Below are 26,013 nucleotides of genomic sequence, written 5' to 3'. Positions count from 1 at the left end.
AGCGTTTCGAAGGAATGGGAGAAACTTATGCCTGCCGCACGGACTCAATTGAGTGACGAGTTCATTGTGCAGCAGCGTACGCGTCTCGACGCAGTGCTGCGCGAGCTACGCGGCGGCCGGGACAACACCATCGCGGACGACGGGCATCTCACGAAGAACCCGGCGACGAGGCCAAAGAAGCGCGAGGACGACGCTCAAGGGTCGGCGCAGGACGATGTCAATCAGTCCCTGCGAAACGTAAGCGACCAGCGCATTGGCCGATATCGAGCTAGCGCTCCAGAACGCCGACGAAGGGACGTATGGGCTTCCCGACGGAAGGGGCGACCCCATACCCAGGGCCCGGCTCGAGGTCGTGCCGGAGGCCATTTATACGGTCGAAGAGCGGGGCCGCCGCGAAGTGGGCAAGTAAGCGCCTGCTAGACCGATGCGCCTAGTCGAATCGGCGCTCGCCGACTTGGGCGAAGTCGTTGCAGAACTGTACTGACTCCACTCGGCCGGATCTGTACACGCTGCGATAGCCAACGCCACCTTAATCTGTACTCCATCAGCTAAACACTGCCCGACCGCCAAATCGGAGCCGTTCCCTACTTGGGATTGGTTTGATTCGGGCGAAACGGCGATATGGAGGATGGGTACCATGAATCTGCTGGAGGCCATGCGAATTTACGTCAGGGTGGTTGAGCGAGAGAGTATCTCCGGCGCAGCGAGGGATCTCAACTTAGGCCAGCCGGCCGCGAGCGAACGTATTGAACGGCTTGAGAAATATCTCGGCTGCCGGCTTCTGCTGCGCAGTGCACGCGCCTTTAACTGCACGCCAGAAGGCGCGACTTTCTACGACCGTAGCAAGCGCATTCTGCACGCCGTCGAGCAGGCGATCGCCGAAGTGTCCAGCGACGGGCAGGAACTGAAGGGAACGATTCGTATTGCTGCACCGCACTGCTTCGGCGAGACTATCGTGCCGCAGGCGTTGACGTTTGTGCGCGAAACGTATCCACAACTGGATTTGGAGCTTGTGTTGAACGACAGGATTGTCGACCTTGTCACCGAGGGCGTCGACATCTCGTTTCGTCTTGGACAACTTGGAGAGGGCGCGTTCATTGCCCAACAGTCGGGGCGAGTAGGGCGCGTTCTTGTTGCAGCGCCCGGCTATCTGAGCCATCAAGGTCCGATCAACGAACCGTCCGACCTGGTAAAACACCCGTTCATGCGGCTCCACAGCATGTTCGGTACAGACCAGTTGCCGCTCAAACATGCCAAGACCATAGTTGAAAATGCGCCGATCCGTACTGCGATCAAAACCAGTCACTGGCGGCCTATGTATGAAATGATTCTCGCAGGTGTCGGCATTGGAGTGCTGGAAGAACCGGCCTGCATCGACGCGCTGTCGGACGGCCGTTTGCTCCGCATACTGCCGCAATTCGAAGTGTCACCCTTCGAACTCAATGTTCTGATTCAGGCGCAGCGTCCGCTGCCGCCACGGGTACGGGCAATTGCGGCAATGCTGCGTAAGTGCACTTGCGAAATACTGGAGAGGGTGCACTTCGACTGCGGCGCAGTCACCAATTGCGTTGGAAGTGCTCTGGACGACGCGGGAGCCGCATCTCAGCAACTGTAGTTCCCGACCTTCGCGCACCCCATCGGGACATCACCATTCGCGCATCGGGCAGCGCTATTCAAACCTGATCTCGCCGTCGAAAACGACATTCAACTGCAAGCCGGGAATATCGAGAGTCATCTTTGCTGGAAAGCTTTCGGTGTCGTTGACAAGACCGCTGGCAGTAGCTAGCGATACCGCGTGTTCGATCTCTCGTTGGGAAGCAATACCGACGGTTTTAAGGAACTTGCGGATACTCATGTTCAATGTTTCGTCATTCATGTCATCCTCCTTTGCACTCGCAATTCGCCGCATCGTTTTTGACGGTGCCGACATGCGACCGGATACATGAAGTGTGTCACCGGGCTTGCTGTCATGGCAATTAGGACGCGCGTTGAGGCGAAACTAGGGCCCACGAACCACGAGATGCAGAAGGCCAAGGGGCGTGTCGAGCGCGCGAACCTGACATTGCAGGACGGTCTGATCAGGGAACGACGGTTACGCCAGATTGACGCACGGGAAGCGGCCAACGCTTACGCGCCCCACTTCATCGCCGGCTACAACACGCGCTTTAGCAAGGTGCCACGCAGCGCGTTCGACGCTCAGCGGCCGCTGCGTACCGATGAGAACCTCGACACCATCCTGACGTGACGCGGGCCGCGGCGCGTCACGCGCGCGCTGCCGCTGCGGTACGGTTGATTTACCTGCTTGAAGGCACCGACACGAACCGGAGGCTGGTGGGCCGCTACATCGATGTGTATGAGTATGCGGACGGGCGTAACGAGGTCCGCGCGGGTGGCGTCGCCCTTCGTGCACGCCTTACGACCGGCTCTCGCGATTGACCGGGGCACGGTTGTCGATCACAAGCGGTCTGGGGCAGCTGCCGCAGACCGCGGAACCTGTCCACGCCAATCGCGCTAACCGGCGCGCGTCAGGTTCACCGTCACGAACCAATCAGCGGCAGGAACCGAAGCCGAAGGCGCGCAGGACCGGTGCGGGTCCTAGAGGCTGGCCGTTGCTCTGCCGATCGCGGTGGTCGACGATCGTCATTCTAAATTTCCCCAAAGAAGCCACGGCGCGAAATTATTAGAAAATGAAGGGCCTCGTTGATAAAGATGGATTTTCGTGGTCATGCCGCCAGATTTCGCACGGAAAGTGCGATTTCTTAAAGGGTCGACCATGCCGATCGGACCGGGGCCAACCAACTCGCGGCGGCGGTCGCTATCGTGCATACGCTCTGATGCATTGGGCGTCGTCGATTCGACTTGTCGAGTTTGTCCTAGTCGGCCAACGATGTATTCGTCATTGATCGCTTTCCGCAGTCATTGCCGCATGCGCCTGGCGCCTCCGAAACGCCCACCTTGATAGTCGCCCAGAATGTTTGCCACTCGACTGCGGTAGCCGGCACGTCAACGGTTGGCTGTTGGCGTGCTGTCGACATCACCGGCTTAACGGACGGTTGCGATTCCGGCTCTGCGCGAGATGGAGTTCCGGTGGCCGGCGCTGCCATTTTTGCTAGAACCGGCGTCGCGCGCGCTCCCCGCTGTTGTCGGTCTTTGGGCCTGAATAACGGGCGCTGTCTCTGCCACTGAGAACATCGAAACGGCCGCTTTCAGGTTACTGGCCTGCTCCTCAAGAGACTGAGCTGCAGCGGCGGCTTCCTCGACCAAGGCGGCGTTTTGCTGCGTGACTTCGTCCATCTGGACGATCGCGCGATTCACCTGTTCGATACCTGTGCTTTGTTCCTCGGACGCCGCGGCAATCTGGTTGACGATGGTCGAGACCTCCCTGATCGACTGCTTTACTTCGCCCATGGTTGCGTCGACGTCATTAGCACGTCTTGCGCCATCGGCAACCTTATTCACAGACTCTTCGATCAACTCCTTGATTTCCTTCGCGGCGGAAGACGAGCGCTGCGCCAGAGTGCGAACTTCGCCGGCAACTACCGCGAATCCCCGCCCCTGATCGCCCGCGCGCGCAGCTTCTACCGCCGCGTTCAGCGCCAGGATGTTGGTCTGAAATGCGATGCCTTCGATGAGGGTCGTTATTTCCGAGATCTTCGCAGAGCCGTCGCTGATGTCGCCGATCGCGGCAACCATCCCCTGAACGGCATCGTGGCCCTTGCCGACGACCTGGCTGGCATGTTCTGCGAGCTCATTGGCGTGACGCGCACTGTCGGCGTTATGGCGAACCGTGTGAGTCAGCTCCGTCATGCTGGATGCGGTCTCTTCAAGCGACGCTGCCTGCTCTTCGGTGCGGGCCGACAGGTCGATATGTCCCGCGGCGATTTCGCTAGTGGCCCTCTTTATCGATTCAGCCGACAGAACGATCTCGTTGACAGTTTGTGCAAGATCGCCCCGCATGGAGCTCAGTGAAAAGAGCAAGCTGGATCTGTCGGCGCTCTTCGTTTGCACCGGAGTGAGCAGATCTCCCGTCGCAATGCGGCTGCATACATCCTTCGCATAATCGGGATCGCCGCCAAGGTTGCGGAGAACCTGACGGATGATGAACGCCATGAACGTGGTCAGAAGCGCGCCGATAATAGCCACCGCGCTTAGCGAACGGATGAGCGTTGCGCGAAAGGCGTCGTCGATATCGTCCAGGTACGCTCCGGTATAAACGTGCCAATCCCAGCCGGGAAGCACGTTCGAAACGGTCATTTTTCGCACCGGGACAGTCTGGCCGGGCTTGGGCCACCTGTAGTAGGACAGGGTTACGATCACGACAAATACCGCCGTCCGCTACACGCAGCCGGCATCGTGACTGAGATCGCCCGACGCGGCGACCCACACGGCAGCGGATTGGACAAAACACGCTGGGTTGTCGAGCGCACCATTTCACTGCTCCATAACTTTCGGCGACTGCGCATCCGCTTCGAACGTCTTGCATTCATCCATGAAGCCTTCATGAAAAAGCGCCTGCTGCATCATCTGCTGGCGAAAACTGAAAACCCTTACCGAGTGCCACTGAGCGGGCCGCGCATGCTGTGGACATAAGTTATCACCCGAATTGATCACTCCAAGTTCAGATGTCGGGTATCCGCGAAATCGTCTCAGTTGCAATTATGGCCGGAACCGGTGGCAGCAGGAGATATAAGGCGGCAGCATGCGTAATCGCCAGCACAGGTACGCAGATGATCGGAATCGCTCACATGTCGCCCAACTCTCCAGCACGCGCGTTAAGATCGGCTGGGGTAGCGCGGTAGTAGTCGAGGATGAGGTTGATCGCACCCACAAGATTGGAGGCTACAAGAACAATCAGGAGGGTGGGCGCTGCGTGCTGCGAACAGTGCCAGTAGCGCCAGCACGCCCGTTGCGAAGTCACCATATGCGGCGAACACCGAGAAGCCGGAAGGCAGATCGCACGCATCTGTCAACTCGTTCGTTGGTACGCCGATGCCTGTGGAAGAAGAGGCTTGTCGAAGAATGAAATGTACCGCGGTCCGTCACCTGCTGCATCCATTCAGCGACGACAGAAGTATTTTCAGTCGTTCTTGAAGCGGGGCAACGTCACTATCAACGGACGCGGCGAAGCCATAAAGGAGGTCGGCTGACTTAGTCGATTCAATCTGACTCTCGGTGTCTGTTATTTGTTTATGGATGAAGGCGTTGTCACTTGCCGCGCTTGCCGTCATCTGAAGCTTTGCCAAGGACGCTTGCGTATCGCGCAAGTTGACGGTGCAAGCCTGCGATGCAGCTGAGTTTGCTTTGGCGCTTTCGGTGGCGCTAGCTAGTTGATTTGACATATCGGTGAGGGACTTGGCGTCTGCAGCCTGCGCTTGTAATTGACCGAGGCGCCAACCAATAGTCAGGCTCCCTGCAACTATGGTTACCGCCGTTGCAGCGATACCAAATATTTGAGGAAGCGTAAGGTTCCGTAGTACCTGTCCAATTTGGAGCTCGGCGGGATTTTTCATTCGATCTGGCCTATGCGTATTCGTATTATTCTCCTCAGAATTACGACAGGTTTGCCGATAACTTTAGGATGCGGTCCATCCAATATCGCGACGAATCTCGGACCCCCGCCTTTTAATCTGCCAGCGATCACGCCGGCGGCCGCTTATAGCCACTCCGGTTGGCAAGGACTGAACTTAGCTGACTGACCGGTTTGGAGAAGGTCGTCTGGGCGCAGTGGATTGGTTTAATTAGTGAGGATATCTGTATCTTCCCGCGGCGTATCCTAATGCAGTGTTTGGCTTCGGACCGTTTCGCGCCTTCGAATGCGCGCAACCAACGGTCATCGTCATCAGACGCCAATAGACGCCTTCGTCGCGGGCTGGCTTACGGCGGATAATCGGCAAAACAATGTACTTTACATAAATATAATGATCGAAAGTTACTTCGCATTCCTATATTTACCAAGTCGAAAAGGCTTCAATTTGTGCAGGAGGCTGCTTCACACATTCTGGATTCGCCCATGCGTTCAGGTTGCGCGGTGACAATTTGCGCAGGGCGGGGAGGGCTGGGCTTGCGCTGGATCAGTGTGGCGACACGCTCTTCAAGTTTCTGATAATCGGAACGTCGAAGGGGAAAGATTGCCTGTCTCACGAGGCCACGATGAAGCGTCTCGAATTGACAGTTGGTGACCTGCCAAGGTGTTGGATGCCGTGGAGGCTGACTGGTCGCTGGAGGAGCCTCAGCAGGCGTCAACTCCGTTACCATCGTCTGGTATGTGAATCTGAAATCAGTAGCTCAACCCGCCAGTTCTCTTCGGAGCCTGGCGGTTTTTCTTTGCCTGTCGGGCGCGAGCTACATACGGCGGCGGAGCCGCTCAACCGTTCAGTTGCGATTCGACGTTCAGGACGATCCGTGCGACCGGGTTGCTGTCTGCCGATTGCGGCGCGAACTTGATCTGGGCGAAGGTGACGATACCGAGAGCGACGACCAGGAGTGCTCCAGACGCGGCGATGCGGGTAAGGTATTTCACAGGGACCTCGTTTTGTTGATTTAGAGAGAAACTGGACGCAGCTGGCGGGCGTGTCGACTTAACTTCAGCGGCATCTCGGTACGCAACCCGGCAACGCCGGACGCGGTCGTCCGATTGCGCTTGCCGATCGGACGAATGTGTTGCAGTGCAATATAACACAACCGTCTGCTCGCATCTACAGATGCCCCGTGCTTGTGCAGTGCACTATAAACGTTTATTCGTATGCCCGGTGTGACATCCCGTCGCGAGTGGATGCTTAATTGCTCAAGCATTCGTGTATGAAAGACTTCTGTAGGCACGTGACGTGCCGTCACGCTATGTGGGCGATTCTCGCAGGCACGGACGATGTCGAGGAGGCCGCCTCGGCAGTCTCCCCGCTGGAGCCTGCTGGTTGAAAATGGGTTTGCGGAGAGTATCAATTGCGATATAATTTGGTATCAACTGATACTTAAGCCGGGAGTCGCATGTCACTGATTACGCCTGAGGCAGTGGCCGCGGTTATGGAACTGCGGCAGGTCCCGCACACGCTCGCGGAACTCGAGGCACTTGTCCGCGACGGCCTGCCCAAGTCTGCGCTGCGCGCGGGCGTCGAACATGCGACGCAGGGTGCTGACGCCCGGCGTTCACTACTTGCCCGCATCATCCCCGAAGCGACCTATAAGCGGCGTCGCGACCGGCTGACGCCCGACGAATCGGAAAAGACTGAGCGGCTGGCCAGGATCGTAGCGACGGCGGCCTACGTCTGGAACGACGAAGAGGACGCGCGGGAATTCCTGTCGACGCCGCACCCGGAGCTCGAGGGGCGGGCGCCACTCGATGTTGCGCTGACCGAACTCGGCGCGCGCCGGGTCGAAGAGCTGCTCTGGAAACTGTTTTATGGATTGCCGGCGTGAAGTTGTTTCGAATCGCCGACACTCGACATACGGTCTGGAGCGGCACCGGCGCGATGCTGGTGGGCGGCCGCTTCAATAGCCCGGGGCGACCGGTCATCTACGCCGCGTCGACCTTCGCCGGTGCGATGCTCGAGGTTCTTGTTCATGCGCGCATCGGCAAGGTACCGAACACACACGGATGGGTTGAAGCAACGGTTCCCGACGATATTCGCGTCGAACTCCATTCGGCCGAATCATTGCCAGGAGGATGGGATGCGCCAGCACATCAGGCGGCAAAGGAGTTCGGCGACGCTTGGCTGACAGAGTCGCGTACTGTGATCCTGATCGTACCTTCCGTCGTCGTCCGGGCAGAGTTCAACGTGCTCGTCAATCCCGCACACCCCGACGCGACGCGAATTGTCGTGACCGAGCCACAACCCGTGGTGTGGGACGAACGCCTCTTTGTGATGCCGACGGTCGGACACTCCTAGATTACGATGGTGGTCGGCTAGCTTCGCCTCGACGCTTTGCTCCTCAGCGGAGATAATGGGACGTGGCTTCTAGTTTAGTTTGCACTGGCCACTCGCACTGCCCAGTGCAGCGCCTTCTTATATTCTCTATGTCTGGTTGCCAAAGCCGACACGACTTTCAGTTTCTGTTAATCGCTTGGACATTTGACATAACATAAATTATCAACGGAATGGATGTCGTGTGATGCTATAGTCGACGCGCCGAACACAGATTGTGTCGACCACTGTCGCCAACGATAATCGAGCGCTGATGGCGCTGATAACCGGTGCGTAGCACCCGCGATGCATGACAAATGACTTGACAAATCTCTCCACAAGCGAAGACTACCGCCGCTGGCTGTCCGACCTGAAGCAGCGCGTCGAGCGCGCTCGACAGCGCGCGGCCGCCAGTGCGAACCGGGAACTGATCGGGCTGTACTGGCAGATTGGGAACGATATCCTTCAGCGGCAGCAGCAACAGGGATGGGGAGCGGCCGTCGTGGACCAGCTGGCGCGTGATCTCAAATCCGCATTTCCGGATATGCGGGGTTTCTCGCCTCGTAACCTGAAATACATGCGCGCCCTCGCCCAAGCCTGGCCGGAGCCACAATTTGTGCAGCAGCCTGCTGCACAATTGCCGTGGTTTCACCTTTGCACGCTGCTCGACAAGGTCAAGGATATCGGGCATCGCGACTGGTACGCCGCCAAAGCGCTCGAGCACGGCTGGTCGCGCAATGTCCTGACCATGCAGATCGAGACGGCCGCCCATGCACGGGCCGGCAACGCTGTGACGAATTTCGCCGAGCGGCTCCCACCACCACAATCAGATCTCGCTCGCGATGCCCTGAAAGACCCTTACGTTTTTGATTTTCTTGGTCTCAAGGAGAACGCGCAGGAGCGCGACATCGAGCGCGCACTCACGCAACACATTACGCGTTTTCTGCTTGAGCTCGGTGCCGGTTTTGCGTTTGTCGGACGCCAGTACCGATTGGAGGTTGGAGGCGACGAATTTTTTATCGATCTACTGTTCTACCACCTGAAGCTTCGCTGTTACGTCGTCGTCGAACTGAAAACCTCGCCTTTCAAGCCGGAATACGCGGGCCAGCTCAATTTCTATCTCTCCGCTGTCGACGCACAGGTCAAAGCCCCCGATGACGAGCCAACAATTGGCTTACTGTTGTGCAAGGAGAAAAACCGGCTCGTGGCCGAATACGCGCTGCGTGGTGTGGCGAAACCCATGGGCGTTGCCGAATATCAGCTTATACGGGATGTCCCGGCTCCGCTGGAAGCGGAACTGCCAAGTATTGACCAGATTGAAGCGGAGCTGCGTCCCGACCTGCCAGACGCCACGGTGTAGTGGAAAGGACGGACCGCTGGATATGTAGAACCGAGAAGCAACGGCTCAAGCCTGCGACGCGTCAGCGGTCCTTCGCCGAAGTGCTGCGGCGAAGGACCGTTGCCGAGCCAACGAACGCGTGCTATCGACCCATTTCAGCCCCTCAAAAGCTGTGATCAATGGGCTGAAACCGGTTGTATTTGGGCCAGTCGCGGTACTACGCGAAGAAAAACGATATGAGCACTGGGCTCATATCGCCCACTCAACACTTCATGGGATAAATCGCTAGCAGGTGGAGCCACCAGCGAACTGATACCTGGCTGTTCAAGCAAAGCGAGACGGTCAGCGCGTCGCCTGGTACAACACCACCGAGCGGATCGACTCGCCCTTCTTCATCAGATCGAAACCCTCGTTGATGCGTTCGAGCGGCAGACGGTGCGTAATCAGATCGTCGATATTGATCTTGCCTTCCATGTACCAGTCGACGATCTTCGGCACATCGGTGCGGCCGCGCGCGCCGCCGAATGCCGAGCCTTTCCACTCGCGGCCCGTCACCAGCTGGAACGGACGCGTGCTGATCTCTTCGCCCGCCGCCGCCACGCCGATGATGAACGACTGGCCCCAGCCCTTGTGCGTGCATTCGAGCGCCTGACGCATCACCTTTGTGTTGCCGATACATTCGAACGAATAGTCCGCGCCGCCATCGGTGAGTTGCACGATGTGATCGACCACGTTCTCGACTTCGTTCGGGTTGATGAAGTGCGTCACGCCAAACTTCTTCGCCAGCCTAACGACAACGATCAGCTTCCAGCAGATATTAAGCCCTTTTTCACGGGGCTCTGTGACGTGCTGGCAGATCGATTCCGTCACGGACGGGTTCTGTTGGGCTCGCAACTGATCGCCCTTTTCCGCGTTGATCCAAGTTGGTCCGAGCAAAACCTACTGCCGCTGTTCAGTTGGAACAATACGGCTGAAGCGAAAGCCGTGTGGGAAGGCTTTCTGTGGTCGCCACGCTTGTACCAGCCCCTGTTGATTGCGTTCAAACTGCACTTCCTGGAGACCGCGAACCGCTACACCGACTTAGGTGAGCACCGCCAGCAGTTCGCAGCACTCCTGACTTACGCAGCGTTGGGGCCGACCGATGGCTACACCGTCGATGACTTCCGATCTGCCATTGGAGCCATGCCTCAAGAAGGGCTCGAGGAATCCGCACAGGCGCTCTCTCAGGCTCTTGAAGGGGCCGCCGATCAGCGCGAGGACTATTGGAGGAACCGTGTCCAGACGTTCTGGCAGTTCGTTTGGCCGAAGTCCCGTGACTTGGCCACGCCGCGGATCGCCGAATCATTGACCCGGCTGATCATTGCTGCCCGATCTGAATTTTCTGCTGCTTTGGCGGCGATGCAAGACTGGCTGCAACCAATCGAACACTCGCACTACGTCGTGCATCTGCTGAACGAATCGGGGTTATGCTCCCGATTCCCAGCGGATGCTCTGCAACTGCTCGACACCGTGATTGCCGACCAACAATGGGCCCCTCAGGACTTAGGGCAATGTTTGGACGTGATCGTGCAAGTTTCGCCACAGCTTGCGCAAGATGTCCGCTACCTACGGATCCGAGAGTATTCGCGGAGACGAGGGGCGGCATAGTGCAGTGAATTACGTTACGCCGTTGTTGTGGTTCTGCAAGTCAATCCAAAGGTCGGCTTTAGCCGACCTTGCCCCCGAGCAGTCACAATGGCTGGCCGCTTCACTCGAATACCTGCCGTTCAACCAACTTTGCCTTCAACGGCCGGAGTGGGTCGATGCATGCCTCTCGCATGAAGGCCCGTACCTGAGGCGATCGTCCGCCGTTGGCATGGGGCTCTGTGCGGCCATGAAGCGACGGTCACAGGAAGCATCGGCCGGCCATTCAAGCGGCTGCTGCATCTCCGAAAGCGGTCCCCTAGTCGGCCTATCAAGGATCACGCTCAGTTGCCGTAGAGACGGTGTAGTCACTTGATGCTCGGGCATGAATTAGATATGCATTTCGCAAGTCTTCTCTTGCTCCCATTTCGCGCATTTGAGAATGGGGGTATCACCGCCGGCGTCGTCGTTTCGTTTTACTACGTCGTCGTAGTTTTCATAATCTGTACGCTGGCTACGAGATTATCAACTGCGTAGGCATCGAGTCCCGAGTTGGTGAGGCCAATGGGACAGAGCGTACTGTTCCTGCACATTGGGAATGGCAAAGCCGAGGACGTGCCGTCATGCGGGTGTACGTAAAGGACTATGAAGTCCTTGATCTTATGGGATGTCGGCCTTGCGCTCACGTTCAGCTACCGAAATACTGACACGAAAGATGCGCCGAACTCAATTCCCGAGGCGGTTAGCGCTGATGCCTATCGATACCGGTTGGAACGGACCGCGACGAAGGAGTTTGCTGCGGACGGTCGCCCTCCTCGCAAAAGCCATGCAGCCAGCGACCGAGTGATTCTGCGAACTGCGCTTTGCCGCGGAGGCTGTCTCGCGACGTTCAGACCTTTAGGAAGTCGGCTGCATCACCGTCTCAGTCGCGCGTTCGCAATGCCACTGACAACAATTATCAGCGCGCCGACTATCGTTAGCGTGGTCGGAATCTCACTGAACAGAAAGAAACCAAAAAGGGCGGCCCATACAAGGATCGTATATTCGATCGGAGCAACGGTTGAGACCTCGGCGAACCTAAATGCCAGCGTAAACACATAGTTGCTCAGTCCTCCTGCCAAGCCCATCAGCGCAAAAAGGAGGAAGTCATGCCATCCTGGGAGAGTCCAACTTGGTGACAAGCTAAAAAGCGAAAGAACCAACATCGACACATTCGTATAAGCAGCAATCAGTACCGCCGATTCCGTTCGCGCGAGATGTTTCGTCAGCACGGCCGCGAGTGCGTATAGCAGAGCGGAAAGTACCGCCACCGCCGTAAATAACGATGCTGTCAACGATACACCACCGATTGCAACCAAAACGCCGACGAACCCCAGCAAAATCAAGACCCATCGCAAAGTTGACACTGCTTCCTTCAAGAGGAGGGCACTACACAGCACCATAAAAAACGGGTTCGCCAAGGAAATTGCAGTGACTGTGGCGAGAGGCAGTTCTTTGACGCTGAAAAAAAAGGTAACGACAGTACCCATAACGAGCGCCCCGCGGAGAAGATGGAGCGGCCAGACCTTCGAGCGCAATTCGAGCGACTTCCGCTCGCGGGCTTGCGCGACGATGAGAGGGGCAAACGCAAAGACGGCCCTGAAGAACGCAATCTCCCCGATCGGATATCCTTTGGTAAGCCATTTGGCGCTGGCATCCATCGCTGCCAGCAGGAAGATCGCAAAAACGTAGAACGCGACGCCCACGGACTGCTTCGGCGCGGCTGCAACGCTCATTGACTCACTCACAACTTATCTCCTGAAATGGCTTGGTCTACTGAGCGACTTGGCACCTGTTGACTCTCGGCTTGGCGTCTGGGGGCAAGGCTGCCGCCAGCGATGCGGGTCGTTACGTAGTATTCGTGGGTAATGGCGGCGGCTTCGTCACTGCTGAACTGCATTGTGTCGATTCGGACTTCTGGCAAGGAAGGCTCTTCATACGAAGCGTGCACACCAGTGAATCCCATAATCTTACCGGACCTAGCTAAACCGTAAAGGCCTTTGGGATCGCGAGCCTCCGCGACAGCGAGCGGAGTATCGACATATACCTCGATAAACCGTGCATCACCGATCACTCGCCGGGCCGCTTTACGGAAGGAAGCCTTAGGTGAAATGCACGAGACGGCAACAAGCAAACCCGCATCTGCCATCAGTGCCGCGACTTCAGCGATCCGACGCACATTTTCAGCGCGATCCTCGTCGGAAAACCCAAGGTCCGCGTTAAGTTTAGCTCGGAGATCATCGCCATCGAGAACGCAAAGTTGCCAGCCGAAGCGGCCAAACAATCGTTCCATTGAGCGTGCTATGGTTGATTTTCCCGCGCCGGATATGCCGGTAAGCCAGAACACCGCCGGTGGGGGCCCACCACTTGCAGCGCTAGATCCGGCAGCTGCAAACGGAGAAGCTGACGTCCGCAGTGTGATCGATGAACAATCTACGACCAAGACGCGCCCTCTGCTACCAGTCAATTTTCTGATCGGTGACCGTCTCAGTGACCCTGAAAGCGCAGATAGGCCTTGGCTCTCGCAAAGAAAGAAGTTGCAACAGCATGCCGCGTCCGAGTGCGCCTGGTCACAAGCGTGACAGGGATCGAAAACGGAAGGGTGTGGTTGTTCCCATGGTTTAAAGCCTAGCGCGAGGAGATTTTCTACAGTGGCCATTGTCGTCCGTTTTACGGCCGACACAGCCGCGCACCCCAGTCCCCATCGCTGCTGAATCGCGACCGCTCTTGCCTCGTGCATAAGGCGTTGCAAACCAAACCCACGATACTCGGGCGCAACAAAGCATGTTCTCGTCTCCACCAGATTCGAAGTAAGGGGCGACAGAGAACTCATCGCGACGATAACTTCACCCGTGATCACAATGAATAGGGATCCGGCCTTCGCGCTTTGAGCGCAATACTGCGCGAGGTCGCCGACGAAATTGGCTCGCTCGTCTGTCGGCATGGACTTCAAAAATGCATCTATTAGCGGTTGATGCTCATTAGTCGCGATAGTCAAGGACGCGTGCATCTGCGATATCTCCCTTTGTCTGGGCTTCAATCTGCATCCGTTGCCCCCGGATGGTCGGAAACATGAAAAGCTGCTTACTGCTCAGCGACTGATTCATGCGCGACGCAAGCTCGAAACTAACGGCACGAACTCTGAGCGGATCAGCTCCTACCAAAAGGAGGTTGGTATTTGCGCCGATAAGTACGGGGGTGCCTTTGCCGAGATGATTGCGCCACAGTTCGTTCAACGTTCGTTCGATCTGCCCTTCGAGTGGAGTGTTGTCAGAAAGAAGGGAATCATAGATTTTCGAGCACATTAATTCCTGAAGTGCTGCGTTGCGATCTGTCTTCCCAACGACATTCTTTGGAATCGCAGGTACAGCTACTAGCGCTGCTGGAATTTTGTACCCATCCAATCTATTAAAAAGTTCAAGCCTCATTCTGGCCACGTCGACATCAACCGCATTGTGACGGAGTGTCACGAGACAGACCAAATCTTCGCCGAGTGTTGAATGCGGCACGGGGACCACGACGCAATCGGAAACGTCGTCCAAGCCACAGACGACACGCTCCACCTCAAGCGGCGAAATACTGTGACCACCCCTGCGAATTAAAAGTTTGTATCGGGCGGTTATATGCAGATAGCCATCTGCATCAAAGAAGCCCTCGTCTCCCGTCTTCAGCCATTTGCCTGGATCGGCAAAGGGACTTTCAGAATCGCCTCCGTTTATGTAGCCGGACATGACGCTAGGCCCACGGATTTGAATTTCGCCACGTTGCTCTTTGGCCAGTACGAGGCCAATTCCAGAGACAATTCGTATAGACGCACCCACCGGCAAACCAACTGACTCGCATTTGTCATCGCCGCACTGTAGCGGCAACGAACAAATGAGCGACGAGGTCTCCGTGAGACCGTACGAGTGAACTAACGGGCATTCGAAGCCTCGGGCACGCAGTCTCTGTCGCAATGCGTCTGTGAATGGGGCGGATGAAACACGTAGAAATCGAGCGTTCGACACTGCCGCTTGTTCAATCGGGGACCCCGCCTCGTCCGCCGCCAGCAGCGCTTCGTATAAAGCCGGCACGCCTGTCCACCAAGTGGGCAGCCATTGGTTGAGGGCTTGAACTGTGCGCGCGACGTCAAGTCCGTCCGCACAAAATACTGCTCCTCCGGACAGGAGCGCGGCCAGCGTGGCGCTGATCAGCCCGTGAACATGAAACATCGGCATTAGGTTTAGACATCGGTCGTGCGGCCCGAGTCTGTAGCAGTCGGTGATCCCTTTCGTCGCTGCGATAATATTCTCATGAGTCAGCGGGACGTACTTTGGCCTTCCAGTCGAACCGGAGGTCGGTACGATGAGAGCTGAAGACGTCACTGGCACGCACCTTCGACTGCTCGGTGCTTGAACTTTCACGCGGATAAGCTCCCCGCTGCTCGACAAAACAATGAGCCCCATACCGAGCGACTCAGCCGCAGTAATCGCACCAATCTGGGAGATTTCGGCAACGAGACAGGATGCTTGCAGGTCGCGCAGGAGCGCCGTGATTACATCCGGGCTCGTACCTGCCGGAATCGGCAGCGCCGTGTAGTTCCCCGCTGAGGCGATTGCAAATAGTGCTCCAAGCGGGCCGCGAGGAGCCGCTACGGCGACGATCGATTGTCTATCGATTCCGGTGGAGAAGATCGAGTTCTCAACACCGCGGACAAACGCGTCCAGTTCGGCATAAGTCCATTGTTGCTCGAGCGTAGCTATCGCGACAGCCTGTGGCTGTTGGGAGGCAATGCGCGATAACGACTGTTGGATCGTTTCAGGCACTCGTCGTCCCCATCATCAACCGCCCTTTCGGGCGTCGCGCTCGGCGCTTAGTGTTTCCACCGCCAAACCGAAGAGCTTACCTAGACCGTGCGAAACGAAGATTCGTTCGTGGGTTCGAAAATCCGATGGCCTGTCTAGGCTAAGTTTGCCCATGCCATAGCCGGGTAACGGATCGTGAAGGTTCGATAACTCGAACGCTCCGGGTTCGCGTGGGAACACGACAGACGAGAATGACCCGCATAATGGGTCGCTTCCAGCCCAACCCTCCAGTTTTGTTGCTTCAAAGCGGTCTGCCAGGTCGATAGCCTCAAATAAATTCCTGACCGCCGAAACCGCTTCACGCCCCGGGGTTGACGTAAAGTTAAAGACAGGAATCGATGCTTGCTCCGCAGCGCGTCGAATACGTCGTTCGTTCAGTCTGGCAAGCAGGAAGTGTGCGTGCAGATCACCGGTCGATACTCGGGAAGACCACTTCCTGGTCCATGAAGCGAGCATATCGGTAGGTTCCCTAGACAGAACGATCAGTTGAACTTTGGAGGGAGGAAAGCCAGACCTCAGAAGAGCGTCCAGAGGGTTAAAGAGGCACTCCGCCACTGTGTATGGCCCAGAGGTCTCTTTTACGACCGTCCGAGGCGGGGTCAGCGAAAATACCGACGTGATTTCGCTAAGGTCGGACTTCGATTGTTCGTTGAGCCTGCTGCGAAGTAAATTCTTTATAGGCTGGTAGATAGCTTTGAACCCGGACTCAGCGAAGACATTTAGAAGCGCGGTACTGCCCACCCGGCAGGGGCCCCATAGAAATGTGAGCGTTGGTGCCTGCCCCGCATGCGCTCCTAGCAGGTCCGCTAGGTCGGCAGCAACATTACAAGTGAGTTCCTCTAGCGTAGTAGGTACTTTTTGAAAAGTGCCGTCTGCAGGTAAATGCAGAGTATCAAGTTGAGGATCATCGTTGATGATCATTCTCGCGAGAGCTTCAAAGTCCTGCATACGATGTCCTCAACTTAGTGATCCTAATGTACGTCGCGGCTTGTACTCTGCTAAAACGGCGCCGGAATAGTCCCGTACTACAGAAACTTAGACGACCTCCATTGATCATCGAGATCGAGCGTTACGCTTTCTCCGGAAGAGACCATGCGAGGCACCCTGAAAGGGCTGAAGGTCTCAGTGGTCCAGATGACGATGTCCTCATAGATGAGTTCCTGCTGCCAAATAACACCGTCTGCCTTGCCACCCTGATCCGCAATGAGCGAAGCCGTTTGTGGCACTCGCTCAAAGGGAGCTTCAAAATCTTCAAGTCCACAGGTGTAAAAGACTCGTGACCTTGATAGTGATCTGAATGCCCCACGCTCGAAGCGCGCGCTCGCGCTGGCTTGGCCCGGCTGCCACGAATAGTGGCCGTGATAGTTCGGACAAGCGAGATAAACAGGGATTTCGTCCTTCGCTTTCGAAATTAGTGAATTGAATTTCAATCCATACGTCGACTCGAGTTGAACCCCGGCAGCGTCCAGATCCGACTCATACGTAATCACGTCCTGCCCGGGAAACTCGACAAGCTGCGCCGAGTACCGAATGCCATTCGGGATTACCTTGACATCTGGGGTTCCGTAACGCTTAGCCAGTTTAAACACCACTCCTGCGCGTTCCTCGTCCAGAAGTATGTTGTTCATATACATAAAGCCAAGGATAGTGTCGAACTTCCCCTTGATTTGGGGAATTTCTATATCAAACAGGTCCGCTTCGACGAAATTGATTTTAGCGGTGTAGTTGTTTTCTTCCGCTAATGCGGTTGCAATCGGGAGGTTTGCGTTATCTACGGCGGTAACCTCGGAAGCACCGCATTGAAGCGCCATAAAGCTCAGTAGACCGGTACCCGTACCCGCGTCCAGCACGCGGTGGCCCGGCTTGACTACGCGCTGGATGGCCCGTCGAACCGCTTGGCCACGGTCTAGCCGGAGTAGAAGCCGTAGATGTGAATCCGTAGCGTAGTCGAAATACATCCGATCGCCCATTGCGTTGCCTCCACGTTGCTGGTTTGGAAATTAACTGAAGCGCGAACTTTTCACGAACAGATTTTTATCCGGACACAGATTTTTACATCACTATCAACTGACATTCAATAGCTTTTTATTTACAAAAATATTAGGTAATTCTTTCTAAAATATAATATTCGCCTCGCATATTCGGTTCGCATACCGTCAAACTACATGCGGCATTTAAGTTTATAATGCAAGACGCATGCAATTATGTTCGCCCACCCAGATCACTGCGTAAGCGGGTCGGCTGCTCAGGAGGTCTAAGGCAGGCTTGACGCGAAAAATCAAGCATCCGATGCCACGCGATTCAAGCGATGCACCACTAGTATCCTTGGGCAGAAGAATTGCTCCCTGCTGCTCTGGAGAATGTCGTTGCCTAACCATGGACCATTATGCGGACTCCGAGTTGCTGACTCGGATGGCTGGAACACTCTTTTAGCTGCCGTTCATGTGCCAACAGTGCGACAGGCGGCTGTGGGTCGTGCTGCGTCAGTCCGCTCTTCAATTTCATCGCCGGAAAGCGGCCAGTGGAATCGCGCGACCCGGGAGCGGACGGTTGTCAGCGCGTACTTCCGACCCGTTGCTGACGTTGGGACCTACGCCACTTCAACGTCAGCTTCCTGGATACCATTGATCTCCTTCTGCAAATGGATAAACGCGGGATCAATTGGTAACACGCCCCAACCTCAATTAGTCTCAAAGCCGATTTACGCCCCACCTACGTGATTCCCATTGAGCGCGGGAACCTCGGGCCACCATCCCTTCCGATGCCCACCACAGGGGGACCGCTATTGCGCCAGGCGCCACTGGATGAACTCCAATTTTTGGTTGACCAAATCAACATAGTAGCCAGCTTTCGCATTACGAAATACGGCAAGTGCATCCTTGTAAGTGGCGGCGGCCTCTTCGATCAGCCTCCGGTCCGACTCGTGTTCTCCGAGCGTTTGGAGCGCGATGCCCAGGTTAGTCTGCGTCATCGCCCAATCGAGTGGTACCTTCTCCCGGGTGCGCTCCTTGAGTGCCTCGCGGTAGGCGACCATCGCTTCTTGCAGCAGCGCCGTGTCCGTCTTGCGCGCCCCGAGCACCGCGAGAGCCAGGCCTAGCGCGTTCTGAGTCTCCGCCCAGTCGAGTGGCACCTTCTCGCGGGTGCGCTCCTTGAGCGCCTCACTATAGGCAAGCACCGCTTCCTGCAATCGCGACGGATCTGACTCGCCCTCCCCGAGCGTCTCGAGCGCATTGCCGAGGTTGTGCTGCGTCGCGGCCCACTCGAGCGGCACCTTGTCGCGGGTGAGTTCCTTGAGCGCCTCGCGATAGGCCAGCATAGAACGTTCCGTAAAGAAGGAACGCCGGTACGCACCAGGGAGTATCGAGCGACAGCCACGCGAACGCCCCGCTTGCCACCACCAACGCAATGAAACCGCCAAAATGCAGCAACGCGGCGGTGTCGTTACGCCGCGTGACCTCTTTGAGCACCTTCCTGTCGAGCCGGCATTTATACCAGTCGTCCATGGTGATCGTTTGTCTGCTGTCTTGCTGGTTGGACATGAATCGCACCCTGTGCCTGATGTTGACCGTCGTGATGAGCTGCGTGATGCATTGATCATCCTTGAGCGCATTTAAGGCTCTTTTTGAGCCATGGTCAAACGCCAAATTGCCTCATTTTGAGCCATAAAGGGTATTCCCCGAGACGAAAGCCAGTCTTTGCCGGATTTGACGGTGCACCGCCGGTTAAGCCTCAAAAGACTCATTTTTGAGGCAAAATGATGCCTGCGCGGCAATGCCGCGCTGCGACGACCAGGACCGGGCGACGATGGGCAAGCCGACACTGAAACAACTGATGGAAATGACGCAGCTCAGCCGGGCGACAATCGATCGCGCGCTGAACAACCGACCCGGGGTGCATCCGCGCACGCGCAGTGCTATCGATGCAGCGGTAAGGCAACTGGCTTCGGAGACGCCGGTGCGCCCGGCATCTCCGGTGGGACAGCGCAGCTGCGTGTTCAGGTTGCTGTCGCAGGCAGGCGACGCGTTCACGGAGGAGTTGACGCGCAGCGCGGCCGGACTCGAAGCGGAATTCGCGGCGTCGGGCGTACGCCTGGAGGTCGAGGGTTGCGTGGGGGTACCTGACGACGAAGTCGCAGCGAGGGTACACACGGCTGCCGATGAGGCAGACGGTATCGCGATCATCTGCACGAACACGGCTGCAACGACCGCAGCATTGCGCAAATGCATGGCTGCCGGCAAACCGGTCGTGACACTGATCACCGACGTCGATGCCGACGCCCGTCACACCTATGTCGGCGTCAATAACCGCGCGGCGGGTCAGTCTGCGGCGTTCCTCATTGGACGACATCTGCAGGCGCACACCGCACCCGACGTCGCAGTGGTCGTCGCCACGTTTTCCTATACGTGCCACGAGGACCGCGAGATTGGCTTCCGTTCGTTGCTAAGACAACGGTTCCCGAACGTGAACCTCGTGGAGGTGATCAAAGGCGCAGATTCCGGCGCTGCGACCTATGAGGCGACCATGCGCTTTCTACAGGGACACGGCAAGCTCGACGCCATCTACAACGTGGCGGGCGGCAACGAAGGATTGGCTGCGGCGCTGCGCGAACATGATCTTGTGGGCCGGACGGTGTATATCACGCACGAAGTGAACCGGATAACAGAGCCGCTATTGCGTGCCGATACCATCGACTATTTGCTCACACAGGATCTTCGGCTCCTGCTTCGCACCGCGGTCGAACATTTGAGAACGGCCCGCGCTGGGGGCGACGTTCCCGCTCAGGCAATTATTCCAATCGAGACCTATTCCCGCTACTCGTTGTAGTAGCAAACCTGTGCCGTGCGCAGCAAGCTTCCTCCGTGCGTTTCAGTCTTGCGCGTCGCACTTGTTCCGAAAAAATACGCTGTCGCGCACTGACCGCCGCACCTTGGGAAACGCGTTGGTCAGCTTTCATCGGTCGTCTCTTGACAATCTGCGAGCGGACACTCCGACAAGTTCGCCCAACGGCCGTTGATGGCCGACTGCTGCCGACGCGATCGGCAGGACGAGACCCTGAAGCGTCGGTCACGAGCGCGACTCGAATGACGCAAGGGAAGCCGTGAACAGACGTCGGCAGTGAGGACACGATCACGTCAATGTAGACAATTCAGTCTAGACAAATTAATCTACATCATCCCGTCTCTGCACGAAGGTGTCGTCATGACCAAAGCCACTCCCGCGACGAGGCCAACCGCGGCTGAACTCGAACTCCTGCGGGTTCTATGGCCAATCGGCCCCGCCACCGTCAAGCAGGTCCATGAGGCCATGCATGAGGAACGTGCGGACGTTACCTATGCCAGCGTATTGCGCCAGATGCAGGTCATGCATGCGAAGGGGCTACTTACGCGCGACGAAAGTGAACGTTCCCACGTCTACGCGCCTGCGCAAAGCCAGAACATGCTGCAAACCAGCCTGCTGAAGGAACTGATCCACAAGGCGTTCTCGGGTTCGGGCAAGGCACTTGTCATGGCCGCTTTGCGCAAGCACGTTAGTCAGGAGGAACGAGAGGAAATTCGCAAATTTCTCCATGGAGATAAGCGATGAGCCCATTTGCCTGGACGCTTGTTCAGGCATTGGGCTGGGCGCTCATTTGTTTCGCATGGAAAGGTGCCTTGATCGGCGTGGCAACGGCGCTCTCGTTGCGGCTAATGCGTAACGCCAGTCCGCAAAGTCGCTATGCGCTCCTCTGCCTTTCGCTTCTTTTGTGTCTCGCGATACCAGTGTTCGATGCGTACCGCGGTATCGAAACGGCGTCGCGGCCATCTGGCTGGTTTCGCGCGACCGACTCCCTGATCGTGCCAACGGAACACACACGCGAAGCGTTCACGATTGAGAACGTCCTGCCTTGGCTGGTTGCGGCATGGCTGGTCGGTGTCGCCGCCATGTCGTGCCGGCTGACCGCCGGCTTGTTGTGGGTGCGTCGGATCGGACACGCGTTTCCCGATTGGCCAGATTCCCGGTGCCAGGACTACGTGTCGGCGCTGGCCGTGCGTTGCGGGCTGTCGCGTCCGGTAACGCTATGCGTTCCAACGCATCTCGCAAGCCCGCTGACGATCGGCTGGTGGCGACCGCTCGTGCTCGTTCCGGCTGCGTTGCTGACGCACATGCCAGCCGATCTGCTTGAGGCGGTGCTTGCGCACGAAATTGCGCATATCAAGCGCGCCGACTATCTGGTCAACCTCCTGCAAAGCGTGATCGAGGCGCTGCTCTTTTTTCATCCAGCAGTGTGGTGGCTGTCGCAACAAATTCGTATTGAGCGCGAATGCGTCGCTGATCAAATCGCCGGTACGCTTATTCAAAACCCACGACGTTTGGCACTTGCGCTCGAGCAGCTCGACGCTCTTCAATCGACGAGTGCTGGATACGCGCCAGTCGCGCAATCGGCGCGGGGTGGTCACTTGCTAGACCGCATCAAGCGCCTCTGCCACCCCGTCCCGCCTTCGCCCCACTGGGTCGCGTACGTCCCGGCTATCACGGTTTGCGTCGTCGCGTTGTACGTGACTACGCAGACACTGTGGCACGCGCCCGTGTCGCAACACGCAGCGGGCATCGTGCCTGTCGGGTTGCTCGCATCGAACCACGTCGTGGTGATCGACGACAACTCCGGTCAGGTCCTGTTCCAGAAGCGCCCCGACGATGTCGTGCCGATCGCATCGTTGACGAAGTTGATGACGGCCATGGTCGTGCTCGATGCCCGGCCCGATATGAACCGGACCATTCGCATCGACGACAGCGACGCCGAAGCTTTTCGGCCAAGCCGCACGGGGTTGCCGGCCGGCGCGAGTCTGCCCCTCCATGCGGTGCTGCAACTCGCTCTGATGTCGTCGAATAACAGCGCGGCATATGCGCTGGCGCATGACTATCCCGGCGGTTTCCCGGCGTTCCAGGCTGCGATGCGTGCCAAGATCGCCGCGCTCGGGCTGAAGCACACGACGATCGACGAGCCAACCGGCCTCTCGCCGCTCAACACGTCGACGGCAAGCGACGTCTCGGTCATGGTGAACGCGGCGGCCCGCTATCCGGCCATCGCGCGCGCCACGACTGCCCCCCGCAGCGTCGTCCCGATCGACGGCAAGCTCGTGGCGTACCAGAACACGAATCCGCTCGTCGGGCAGAAAGGCTGGGACATTGCCTTGTCGAAAACCGGCTTTACCGACGCGGCCGGACGTTGCCTGATCATGCGGCTGCACTCGGTTCGGGACAGCGTCACGATGGTGTTTCTGGATGCCGGGCCCGCTGCGTTCCCTGCGCGTGACGCGATCAACATCCGTCGCCTCCTGCTTGCCCACAAGCTGGCTTGACGTTAGTCGCGCGCACCGCGTTTTTTCACTCTGACTGGACCTGACCTTGACTCACTCGATCACGCGTCGAAAGCTGTTGATTGGATTGCCCTTGCTCGCCGGCATGGGCGTGGCTCCCGCATTGCGGGCAGCCGATTCACCGTTCTCCGATATCGAGCGGCGCAATGGAGGCCGCCTCGGTGTGTTTGCGATCGATACCGGCTCGGGCCGCACACTGAGCCACCGCGCCGAGGAGCGCTTCCTGATGTGCAGCACGTTCAAGGGATTGCTCGCAGCGCAGATACTGGCCCGCGTCGATCGCGGCGCGGAGCGGCTCGATCGACTCGTTCACTACACGGAGAAGGATCTTGTTTTCACGTCGCCTGTGACCAAGGCCAACGTCGCGCGGGGTGCGTTGCCGATCGACGCGCTCTGCCGGGCAGTCCTCGTCGAGAGCGACAACACGGCCGCTATCCTGTTGATGCGCAGCGCCGGTGGTCCCGCGGCGTTGACCCGGTTCGTGCGCGGACTCGGCGATACAGTCACGCGCTCGGACCGCTATGAGCCCGAATCGAACCGCTATCGCGGCGTGCTCGACACCACGACACCGACGGCCATCGCCACCACGGCGCAGCGCCTTCTGCTTGGCGATGCCCTGAGCGCCAGTTCTCGCGCACAGTTGGAGCGCGGCATGGCCGACTGCAAGCCGGGGCTCAACCGGATTCGCGCCGTGCTGCCCGCAGGTTGGCAGGCCGCCGACCGGCCCGGCACCAGCGTCGAAAGCGAGACCAACGACTACGCGCTCGTGCGCCCGCCCGGGCGCGCGCCGTTGCTCGTTGCTGCCTACTACGATGCGCCTGGAGTCAGCATGGAAGCGCGCGAGGCCGTTTTGCGCGCAGCGGGCACGGCGTTCGTGCAGTGGGCCACGAGCGCGGCATGACCGAGGCCCCCACGCGAAACCGGAAGATCGATGTACTCCGTGGCGTTTCCATCCTGCTCGTGCTGTTTCACCACTTCAATATCGCCTATCGGCTCGACGACACTTTTCTGTCGCGCGTATTCGGCTGGGAAGCGGTCCGGGCTGTTGCACGAAACGGCAACTATGGCGTCACGATGTTTTTTGTGATCTCGGGATATCTGATAACGGCGAACGCAACTCGCCGCTGGTCCGAACTCGGTCATGTTGATGTCAGGGTGTTCTACGGCTTGCGCATCGCGCGCATCGTTCCGTGCCTGTTGCTGCTGCTGGCTGTGGTGAACGCGCTTGCAATGGCTGGCATTGTCATCTTCCAGAACCACTCGCCGGCCGGCACACCGGTTTCATTCTGGCTTGTGAACCTGGCTTCGTTGACGTTCTGGATGAACGTGCTCATCGGGACGCACGGATGGACCAACTATGCACTCGGCGTGTTGTGGTCGCTTCCGTCGAGGAGGTGTTTTACCTTTCGTTTCCTCTGCTTTGTCTCGCGTTTCGCAGGGAGGCGCAGCTGATTGCTTTCTGGCTGGCATGCATTTTCGTTGGTCCGGCTTACCGTCTCCTGCACCAAGGCGACGAGGGTGGTTATCTCTACGCGTATTTCGCATGCTTCGACGCAATCGTCACCGGCTGTTGCGCGGCGCTGCTAGCAAGACGCGGCGTGTGGCGTGGCCGCGCGTGGAGCGTGCTGGCGTGGCCGACGGCGCTGGCCATGACGTTTGTCTATCTGTCCTGGCCGATCCGCGAAAGCAACGTGTTCGGTGTCACGGCAATGGCCTTCGGCACTGCGGTTTTGCTACTGGGCACGAGTGATCGGCTGGACGAATCAAAAGTACGAGGCACGCGTGTGTTCACAGTGCTGAAAGGGTTCGGCAGGCTTAGCTATGAACTCTATCTGTTTCACCTTATCGTGCTGGGCCTGCTGCGCACGATTTTCCCACCTTCCGGCGTGGAGGGTGACGAGAAACTGGTGGTTCTGGGCGGCTATCTGTTGCTTTCTACCTGTCTGAGCCTATTCATCGCGAGAATGTACGCTGAGCCGTCGAGTCGCATTGTGCGCCATTGGCTGATTCCGAGAAGATCTCAAACTAAAAGCGAGTACTGCGAGCGGGACCAACCTGACGTCGAACACCCGCCATCTCGAATCGGGTGAAGAGGCTGAGCGACTGGTTTCTGGTCGGGGTGCGACCGGTCCCGTTACCGCACCAATGTGCGAGTTTGGCCGGGTGCCGCCTCATGCAAGGTGCATATTTGGCTCGAACCTCACGATCTGGCGACCGGCGGCACGCGACCCGAAACGGTCGGTCGTCGTCCTCCGGAGCGGACATTTATGCCTCTCTTGTACGGCCAACACATGCCGTGTGGGTTTTACGCCAAGCCGAAGGCGTGAGAACACGTTTGGTGCGTCGTGAAGCTGTCCATCCGCTCAGGAGCGCTGCGCCAACGAGCATTTAACGCAGAGGCGACCACACCTCCGGCAGGCAAATCGCCGAAGTTGCGTTTGTAATCTGTTCCGGACCGCCTTTGGGCGGCCAAAGGCCTTCAGCGTAATGCTGCCTTCGCAAGGTCATTCGCTCCTCAAGACTAGAGAATCCCCAGATATGCGCAATGCGCGGTGGTCCATCGAGTGCGTACATGTTGCCAATGAGATGCGATGTGTAGGCTTCGGCCGGACCCAGCGCGCGTTCCCATGCGGTAATGGTCGGTGCCACCCCTCCGGCTTTTAGCCAATAACGGCGAATTTCGTAGAAGCTGCCAAAGGTCGCCGGCGGCTCGATATCCGGCAAGAAGGGAAAAAGAGCGTAGCTTTCCATGGTGAACTGAACGCACGCGCTTTCAATTCCGAAGGGTTGTTCGGAGGTCAATGCGCGATTTCGATCATGTTGCAGCTCATCCATCGTTTTGAAGCCGCGCATCACTATAATGCGCGACAGTTCGCCGATTTCCGTGCGCCACGCTCCGAGCAGCCTGCCTG

22 protein-coding genes and 3 pseudogenes are annotated in these 26,013 nt (G+C 57.8%); 13 read left to right on the top strand and 12 right to left on the bottom strand.

Annotation, left to right across the window (positions count from 1 at the left end):
• The first annotated feature begins 637 nt into the window (after window positions 1–637).
• Window positions 638–1,615: a LysR family transcriptional regulator gene (locus H281_RS0133020; RefSeq protein WP_051121065.1), complete on the top strand. Its 978-nt coding sequence runs from the start codon at window positions 638–640 to the stop codon at window positions 1,613–1,615.
• A gap of 54 nt (window positions 1,616–1,669) precedes the next feature.
• Here the strand turns inward: H281_RS0133020 and H281_RS0133015 are convergent, their stop codons facing one another.
• Window positions 1,670–1,876 (bottom strand): DUF6494 family protein, encoded by a 207-nt coding sequence (locus H281_RS0133015; RefSeq protein ID WP_020071400.1) that lies wholly within the window; start codon window positions 1,874–1,876, stop codon window positions 1,670–1,672.
• A gap of 144 nt (window positions 1,877–2,020) precedes the next feature.
• On the opposite strand from H281_RS0133015, the gene H281_RS35685 reads away from it, so the two are divergent.
• A complete protein-coding gene (locus H281_RS35685; protein WP_164701977.1) occupies window positions 2,021–2,245 on the top strand; it encodes a hypothetical protein in 225 nt (74 codons plus the stop codon).
• Window positions 2,246–3,042: 797 nt separating this feature from the next.
• Here the strand turns inward: H281_RS35685 and H281_RS35180 are convergent.
• The gene (locus H281_RS35180; protein WP_084690244.1) at window positions 3,043–4,317 is read right to left on the bottom strand and encodes a methyl-accepting chemotaxis protein; all 1,275 of its coding nucleotides are present in this window, start codon (window positions 4,315–4,317) and stop codon (window positions 3,043–3,045) included.
• Here H281_RS35180 and H281_RS36310 point away from each other — a divergent pair.
• Window positions 4,303–4,564, top strand: a pseudogene (locus H281_RS36310) (transposase); the annotation flags it as partial. The gene H281_RS35180 and the pseudogene H281_RS36310 sit on opposite strands and share 15 nt — an antisense overlap.
• Before the next feature lie 475 nt (window positions 4,565–5,039).
• On the opposite strand, the gene H281_RS0132990 reads toward H281_RS36310, so the two are convergent.
• Together H281_RS0132990 and H281_RS37080 are read right to left on the bottom strand one after the other, a co-directional pair.
• Window positions 5,040–5,510 (bottom strand): hypothetical protein, encoded by a 471-nt coding sequence (locus H281_RS0132990; protein ID WP_020071397.1) that lies wholly within the window; start codon window positions 5,508–5,510, stop codon window positions 5,040–5,042.
• An 854-nt stretch (window positions 5,511–6,364) separates the two neighbouring features.
• Window positions 6,365–6,520 carry a hypothetical protein gene (locus tag H281_RS37080; protein WP_020071396.1) on the bottom strand — a complete coding sequence of 52 codons (156 nt, stop codon included), beginning with the start codon at window positions 6,518–6,520 and terminating at the stop codon, window positions 6,365–6,367.
• A gap of 464 nt (window positions 6,521–6,984) precedes the next feature.
• On the opposite strand from H281_RS37080, the gene H281_RS0132980 reads away from it, so the two are divergent.
• The 3 genes from H281_RS0132980 to H281_RS0132970 all read left to right on the top strand — a co-directional run bounded on the left by H281_RS0132980 (window position 6,985) and on the right by H281_RS0132970 (window position 9,258).
• Window positions 6,985–7,413 (top strand): antitoxin Xre/MbcA/ParS toxin-binding domain-containing protein, encoded by a 429-nt coding sequence (locus H281_RS0132980; RefSeq protein ID WP_027805151.1) that lies wholly within the window; start codon window positions 6,985–6,987, stop codon window positions 7,411–7,413.
• The gene (locus H281_RS0132975; protein WP_020071394.1) at window positions 7,410–7,883 is read left to right on the top strand and encodes an RES family NAD+ phosphorylase; all 474 of its coding nucleotides are present in this window, start codon (window positions 7,410–7,412) and stop codon (window positions 7,881–7,883) included. Before H281_RS0132980 ends, H281_RS0132975 begins: the two co-directional genes overlap by 4 nt.
• A 325-nt stretch (window positions 7,884–8,208) precedes the next feature.
• Window positions 8,209–9,258 carry a PDDEXK nuclease domain-containing protein gene (locus H281_RS0132970; protein ID WP_020071393.1) on the top strand — a complete coding sequence of 350 codons (1,050 nt, stop codon included), beginning with the start codon at window positions 8,209–8,211 and terminating at the stop codon, window positions 9,256–9,258.
• 321 nt (window positions 9,259–9,579) lie between these two features.
• Here H281_RS0132970 and H281_RS35175 read toward each other — a convergent pair.
• Window positions 9,580–10,023, bottom strand: a pseudogene (locus H281_RS35175) (zinc-binding dehydrogenase); the annotation flags it as partial.
• Here H281_RS35175 and H281_RS0132960 point away from each other — a divergent pair.
• On the top strand, window positions 9,958–10,884 hold the full coding sequence (locus H281_RS0132960) for a hypothetical protein (RefSeq protein WP_206362288.1): 927 nt from the start codon (window positions 9,958–9,960) through the stop codon (window positions 10,882–10,884). The pseudogene H281_RS35175 and the gene H281_RS0132960 overlap by 66 nt on opposite strands.
• 890 nt (window positions 10,885–11,774) lie before the next feature.
• Here H281_RS0132960 and H281_RS0132955 read toward each other — a convergent pair.
• The 6 genes from H281_RS0132955 to H281_RS37140 all read right to left on the bottom strand — a co-directional run bounded on the left by H281_RS0132955 (window position 11,775) and on the right by H281_RS37140 (window position 19,059).
• Window positions 11,775–12,635: a DMT family transporter gene (locus H281_RS0132955; RefSeq protein WP_164701975.1), complete on the bottom strand. Its 861-nt coding sequence runs from the start codon at window positions 12,633–12,635 to the stop codon at window positions 11,775–11,777.
• 8 nt (window positions 12,636–12,643) lie between these two features.
• Window positions 12,644–13,558 carry an adenylyl-sulfate kinase gene (cysC, locus tag H281_RS37400; protein WP_408735254.1) on the bottom strand — a complete coding sequence of 305 codons (915 nt, stop codon included), beginning with the start codon at window positions 13,556–13,558 and terminating at the stop codon, window positions 12,644–12,646.
• Window positions 13,559–13,880: 322 nt separating this feature from the next.
• Window positions 13,881–15,704, bottom strand: coding sequence for a class I adenylate-forming enzyme family protein (locus H281_RS0132945; RefSeq protein WP_020071388.1), 1,824 nt, complete (start codon window positions 15,702–15,704; stop codon window positions 13,881–13,883).
• A gap of 15 nt (window positions 15,705–15,719) precedes the next feature.
• Complete coding sequence (locus H281_RS35165) at window positions 15,720–16,691, bottom strand: hypothetical protein (protein ID WP_020071387.1); 972 nt, start codon at window positions 16,689–16,691, stop codon at window positions 15,720–15,722.
• Window positions 16,692–16,768: 77 nt separating this feature from the next.
• On the bottom strand, window positions 16,769–17,713 hold the full coding sequence (locus tag H281_RS0132935; RefSeq protein WP_020071386.1) for a 50S ribosomal protein L11 methyltransferase: 945 nt from the start codon (window positions 17,711–17,713) through the stop codon (window positions 16,769–16,771).
• Window positions 17,714–18,525: 812 nt separating this feature from the next.
• Entirely contained in the window at window positions 18,526–19,059 is a 534-nt protein-coding gene (locus tag H281_RS37140; RefSeq protein ID WP_020071385.1) for a tetratricopeptide repeat protein, read from the bottom strand.
• Window positions 19,060–19,162: 103 nt separating this feature from the next.
• Here H281_RS37140 and H281_RS37135 point away from each other — a divergent pair, with 103 nt between their 5' ends.
• From H281_RS37135 to H281_RS35520, 6 genes and pseudogenes are all read left to right on the top strand, one after another.
• Complete coding sequence (locus H281_RS37135; RefSeq protein WP_206362287.1) at window positions 19,163–19,357, top strand: hypothetical protein; 195 nt, start codon at window positions 19,163–19,165, stop codon at window positions 19,355–19,357.
• Window positions 19,358–19,547: 190 nt separating this feature from the next.
• A complete protein-coding gene (locus H281_RS0132925) occupies window positions 19,548–20,567 on the top strand; it encodes a LacI family DNA-binding transcriptional regulator (protein WP_027805149.1) in 1,020 nt (339 codons plus the stop codon).
• Between the two features lie 375 nt (window positions 20,568–20,942).
• Window positions 20,943–21,326, top strand: a complete 384-nt coding sequence (locus tag H281_RS0132920; protein WP_020071383.1) for a BlaI/MecI/CopY family transcriptional regulator — start codon at window positions 20,943–20,945, stop codon at window positions 21,324–21,326.
• Window positions 21,323–23,083, top strand: coding sequence for a M56 family metallopeptidase (locus H281_RS36300; RefSeq protein WP_020071382.1), 1,761 nt, complete (start codon window positions 21,323–21,325; stop codon window positions 23,081–23,083). The genes H281_RS0132920 and H281_RS36300 overlap by 4 nt, the downstream gene beginning before the upstream one ends.
• A 46-nt stretch (window positions 23,084–23,129) precedes the next feature.
• Window positions 23,130–24,002, top strand: coding sequence for a class A beta-lactamase (gene bla / locus H281_RS0132905; RefSeq protein WP_027805148.1), 873 nt, complete (start codon window positions 23,130–23,132; stop codon window positions 24,000–24,002).
• Window positions 23,999–25,191, top strand: a pseudogene (locus tag H281_RS35520) (acyltransferase family protein). The gene bla and the pseudogene H281_RS35520 overlap by 4 nt, the downstream one beginning before the upstream one ends.
• A gap of 298 nt (window positions 25,192–25,489) precedes the next feature.
• Here the strand turns inward: H281_RS35520 and H281_RS0132895 are convergent.
• Window positions 25,490–26,013, bottom strand: a 524-nt coding sequence (locus H281_RS0132895; RefSeq protein WP_020071204.1) for an NIPSNAP family protein, incomplete at its 5' end; no start/stop codon positions are given.

The sequence above is a fragment of the Paraburkholderia caledonica genome (assembly GCF_000383275.1).
Lineage (GTDB): Bacteria > Pseudomonadota > Gammaproteobacteria > Burkholderiales > Burkholderiaceae > Paraburkholderia > Paraburkholderia caledonica.
This window is presented reverse-complemented; position numbering and strand designations above follow the sequence as displayed.